Origin of the sequence: Moorena sp. SIO3E8 (assembly GCF_010692445.1) — a bacterium.
GTDB classification, from domain to species: Bacteria; Cyanobacteriota; Cyanobacteriia; order Cyanobacteriales; family Coleofasciculaceae; genus Moorena; species Moorena bouillonii.
On the sequence record NZ_JAAHHM010000252.1, the window covers coordinates 1 to 4,958 of the forward strand.

Here is a 4,958-nt window from a genome sequence, read left to right on the forward strand (position 1 = left end):
GGGTCAGGCATAGCACAAGTTGTGAAGAGTACAATAGGGTAAGCTGAGCATCGAGTAGGTAAGCAGTTCATCCTTCTATTTTACCATTATCAGCAGCTGCTCAAGTATTTCTGCCGCGCTGCACTAGCTTTGACAAGTCAATACTGGGGATAGCTTCAAACAAAACGTGGACGTGATTACTCTCCCCCCCAAATTCAATCAGTTCACAATCCCATTTTGCTAGGGTAGCCCTAAAAATGTCTTCCAAGCGTTCGAGCATCTCCCCTGTTAGGGAATTGTTTCTGAACTTAGTCACTAGTACCAAGTGATAGAGCAACCGAAATGCCGAGTTGGAGCGAGTCTTGAGTCTCCTGAAATCCATAGAGCGGTATCGGCAACTAAATTGACAACTAAATCTTAGCAAGTTAAAATATATTTGGTATTGGTTAAGTCTTTCTCCATGAGCCGGAAGCAAGCTAAAAAGCGAACTAAGCGCAAAAAGTGGCAGTCAGCGTCGTTGATCAGAACTGATGTCTGGTCGCTGTCTTTGACTCGCCATCAGCGTAATTTAGCTATTCTGACGGTGGAAGAGTACCGCCATTTCCTAAAACCTTTGGTACTAATCGCCTATTGGAATTGGTCTGCCCTGTTGGGGTTAACTGCCAAAGAACGGGTGAACACGCTGGAGAAGTTGGTTCACCAGACCGCAGATAATCCCAATCCTAAATATGGTTGGTACTTCAAAAAAGCCATCAATAACCATCCATCGTTTCGCAAGTTTCCCAGCTACCTAAGACGGGCTGCCATCCAAGACGCATTAGGGATTGTTAGCAGCTTTGTGACTCGCTGGCAGGATTGGAAACGAGGCAACAGAAAGCACCGACACGACAAGTCCCCTAAGCTTACTGCCTTCTGTAACAGCTACCCAGCTTTGTACAAAGGTCAACAAATTCGCTATAACGCTAATTTTAACGCTGTAGACCTCAAGGTTTGGAACGGTAAGGATTGGGTATGGCTATTGGCTATTCCTGTTCGTTCGTCGGGAAAAAGCCGCCATCTAGGTCAAGACAACAAACTGATGTCCCCTTCCTTAATTGCTAACGGCCGCAGCGTTCATCTGTCGATGCCCGTCGAGATCGCAATTAAGGAACTGCCGGAATCTGATTGGGTTTGTGCGGTAGACCTAGGAATTAACACCACAGCGACCTGCTCTATCGTTAGTCGGGACGGTACTGTAAAAGCGAGGAAATTTATTTCCCCCGCCAGAGACATAGACCGCCGTGACCAACGCAAGCAGCGTATTGCCACTAAGTCCAAGCAAACCCGTAAGATAACCAAAAGGAATTTGCCTCAAGGGTTCTGCAAGGGATTGTATCGCAAGTCCAAACAGATCAACGAACACATTGCTCAAGTCGTATCCAAAGCTGTAATAGACTTTGGAATCGCTCATCAAGTGAGGGTGATTGTGTTTGAGGACTTGTCAAACTGGAAGGCAAAAGGGGGTAAGCACGGCTCTCTCCAAAAGCAACGATTCCACCAATGGTGTAAAGACCGGATTGTGGAACTTGCCATCCAGAAATTTAGCGAGTTAGGCGGGAACGTCGTCAAGGTTAACGCTAAATACACCAGTGCTTATGGGTTTGATGGGTCTGGCTTAATTTCCCGCAGCAACAAAAAGTATTCCCTCGCCAGATTCAAGAACGGCAAGCGCTATAACGCCGACTTATCTGCGTCTTACAACATCGGCGCTAGATATTGGTATGCCGTGCTCACTAACGCGAAATTTACTAGGGTCTGGGAAGGCAGAAGTTCCTCCCACACGCTGAGAACGCCAGTGACGCTCAGTAGTTTATGGAAGCTATCTGAGTCCAACCTAGCATAAGAATCCCCAGCTAGAATTTTTAATTTAGCTGGGGTGCGTTCAAAAGAGAGTAGATATCCTTTTATTTGTGATTCCAGCCAAAGAGCGAGGGTATGTCGCTCAGGATGTGGAGTTTCTAAGGACGCTGGGCCAAAAACACGACCAAGACCATAAGACAAAACTGCCGATTATCTTGGTGATCAACCAGATAGACCTGGTTGACCCTGCCCGCGAGTGGAATCCACCTTATGACGTGAGTTTAGAATCTAGGGCTAATTCCAGAAAGCCTAGTAATGCCAAAGAGCAGAAAGAAATTAATATTATCAAGTGCATTAAAGCAAGACTCCATGACTATCACCAACTTACTGATAGTTATGTTCCTGTTTCTGCCTGTTGGCAGGAGTACGAAGACACACGGTATAACATCGAGCAACTAGAACTAGAAATATATAAAAATATCTCTGACGATGCTGCTAAATACGGTTTTGGGGGAGCAACTGCGGGCATCCCACTCAAGAGGATCATAGCCAATAAATTTAAGTTGACCGCAGCCTGGTTTGCATTGGGTGCGAGATTTTTTCCCTTTGTAACAAACTTTATACAAAATTTGCTGGTCAGGATGATTGCCAATATTGCTATTCCTGGCCAATACCAAAGTATTACGGTCCAAACATTCCTGGAGCAGTTGGGTGTTAAAGGAACTCAAATCAATTTCAATACTGTGGCGATGACTTTAGCAATTGGTGAAGCAGCGATTAGCTATTTTATTGAGAACCACTCTATAGAAGAAGCTAGACAAGCTTTTGTACAGGAAGAGAAAAGTCTGCAAACAGAACTAAGAGATGCAGAGCCGGAAGATGTGATGGAAATTCTGCGAGAAATTGACAGAGAAATTAGCGAGCGTTACGGAATACCGCCTTTATATAAAGACGACAGTGATATTACCTAAGCCTATGGGCTACGGGAACAGCGAACAGCGGTCAGCTGACAATAAACCGCTTTTGAAAAAATTGAATAGTTCGAGATTTTATCGAATGATTTTTCCCCTCTTACCTCTTCTTCACTGCTCCCTGCTCCCTGCTCCCTGCTCCCTGCTCCCTGCTCCCTAAAAAAAATGTACCTCACCTAATTTAAAACAGCCATAGTTGAATAATTACCTAAATATTGTTTATTTTTCGCTAGTATATTGTTCCCAAATATGCTGACTATAAAAAAGTTAAAAATATCCAAAAAATGGCGGTTGCCAAGTTGGAAATTCTGCTTGCCGTTAATAGCCACAATCTTACTATTGTGTGCTGAAGCTGCCCTTGGCCAAACTACTTCTAGCGATTCAGGTGAGCAATTAAAAAACATCAATACTATCTGGGTGTTACTTGCCGCTTTTCTGGTGTTTTTTATGAATGCTGGTTTTGGCATGTTGGAAGCTGGCTTTTGCCGTTATAAGAATGCTGCTAATATCTTGACCAAAAATTTGTTAGTATTCTCTATTGCTACACTAGCATTCTGGATCTTTGGGTTTGCCTTGATGATGGGCGATTCTCCAATTGCTCCTATCGTGGGACTAAAGGGATTCTTTTTCCATGAAGGAGGATTCTCTAATTACAATGATGAGCTGATAAACTTGGAAAAACATATTCCTCTCAAAGCAGCATTTTTGTTTCAATTAGTTTTTGCTGGAACCGCCGCGACGATTGTATCTGGAGCCGTTGCGGAGAGAATTAAGTTAAAAGCATTTTTATGGTTTAGCTTTTTCCTGGTCGCTCTTTATTATCCCATCACTGGACACTGGGTTTGGGCACCTAACGGTTGGCTCAAACACCTCGGTTTCGTGGATTTTGCTGGTTCAACCGTAGTTCATGCAGTGGGTGGTATGGCAGCTCTAGTGGGTGCTTGGCTATTGGGACCACGTAAATACCGACGAAAGGAGGACGGTAAAATGGTTTCCCGCTATAAAGACGATGGTATAGCACTACGCATTAAGCTTAGGACATTCCTAAACTCTGAAACTTAGTCATAGCTTACTTCTGACTTCTGACTTCTAACTTCTGACTTGCGCGTAGCGCTATACTAAGGAAGCTATATTTCCCCATAATCTCAGCATGGCTACTCTAGGTTGCTTTATCCTTTGGCTGGGCTGGTTTGGCTTCAATGGAGGTTCACTGCTGGAAGCTGACCCTAAACAAATAAGTCACATTCTGCTAACAACCAACATTGCTGCAGCAACTGCTGGTCTGACAGCGGCTTTTACAACCTCAAGGCTAAAGTACTTTAATAACAAACCAGAACTGTCTATGATCATCAATGGAGTCCTAGGAGGTTTGGTTAGTATTACCGCATCCAGTGCCTATGTAGAACTATTGGCTGCTGCTTTCATTGGTATGGTAGCTGGAAGGTTAGTTGTTTTCTTAGTTTACCTCTTCAACCTGTGGAAAATTGACGACCCAGTGGGTGCAATATCAGTTCACTTAGGTTGTGGCATCTGGGGAACGCTAGCAGTTGTTTTGAGTAATCAGGATAACTTACCTTGTAACCCAAAAAATGCACCACTCTGCAATACTAATGGTCTTGCAGTGATAGAGAGATTCCAACAATTAGGAATTCAAGTGTTTGGTCTCTTTGTTGTTCTATTGTTCACCTTTCTTTTTAGTTGGATCACTTGGTCAATACTTAAAGCGCGAATAGGCATTAGAGTTTCGGACGAGGATGAGCTCAAGGGTTTAGATCGGCAACTGCATGGTGTAGATGCTTACCACGGTTTTGAAAAAAAATAAGTTTAGTGGATAAATAAGTGTGATAATCCGCAATTATGGCTCTTCATTACCTGTTATGCTTAACTTTTAACTTCAATTGCCTAAAACTATTACTGTGTATAGCTTTGAAATTTTGAGAATTTAGTTTGTCGGCTAAATAGCATCTCAATGTCTAAAAGTATTTATAAGCAATACTTTTAGACATTGTTTTTGGTAAATTAGCATAATAATTCCGGAAAAACCGCCATTATCTACCAAATAATCCCTGGTCATCGTCGTCATCGTTATCTTCGTTATCAGTTATTGTTTCTCCATTATTACTAGAGGATTTAGCATTGATATAAGTCTTAATGTCGTCGATAATTTCA

At 42.9% G+C, this 4,958-nt stretch carries 6 protein-coding genes; 5 read left to right on the forward strand and 1 reads right to left on the reverse strand.

The genetic code is table 11. From position 1 onward, the window contains the following. Window positions 1–100: 100 nt before the first annotated feature. On the reverse strand, window positions 101–361 hold the full coding sequence (tnpA, locus tag F6K46_RS38065; protein ID WP_293066648.1) for an IS200/IS605 family transposase: 261 nt from the start codon (window positions 359–361) through the stop codon (window positions 101–103). A 78-nt stretch (window positions 362–439) separates the two neighbouring features. Between tnpA and F6K46_RS38070 the strand changes: the two genes are divergently transcribed. The 5 genes from F6K46_RS38070 to F6K46_RS38090 all read left to right on the forward strand — a co-directional run bounded on the left by F6K46_RS38070 (window position 440) and on the right by F6K46_RS38090 (window position 4,611). Continuing rightward, on the forward strand, window positions 440–1,861 hold the full coding sequence (locus F6K46_RS38070; RefSeq protein WP_293066645.1) for a transposase: 1,422 nt from the start codon (window positions 440–442) through the stop codon (window positions 1,859–1,861). Window positions 1,862–1,928: 67 nt separating this feature from the next. Continuing rightward, the gene (locus F6K46_RS38075) at window positions 1,929–2,789 is read left to right on the forward strand and encodes a hypothetical protein (protein ID WP_293066642.1); all 861 of its coding nucleotides are present in this window, start codon (window positions 1,929–1,931) and stop codon (window positions 2,787–2,789) included. Window positions 2,790–2,793: 4 nt separating this feature from the next. Beyond that, window positions 2,794–2,949 (forward strand): hypothetical protein, encoded by a 156-nt coding sequence (locus F6K46_RS38080; protein ID WP_293066639.1) that lies wholly within the window; start codon window positions 2,794–2,796, stop codon window positions 2,947–2,949. 89 nt (window positions 2,950–3,038) lie between these two features. Then, window positions 3,039–3,851: a hypothetical protein gene (locus tag F6K46_RS38085; RefSeq protein WP_293066636.1), complete on the forward strand. Its 813-nt coding sequence runs from the start codon at window positions 3,039–3,041 to the stop codon at window positions 3,849–3,851. 67 nt (window positions 3,852–3,918) lie between these two features. Beyond that, complete coding sequence (locus tag F6K46_RS38090; protein ID WP_293066651.1) at window positions 3,919–4,611, forward strand: hypothetical protein; 693 nt, start codon at window positions 3,919–3,921, stop codon at window positions 4,609–4,611. Window positions 4,612–4,958: the final 347 nt, after the last annotated feature.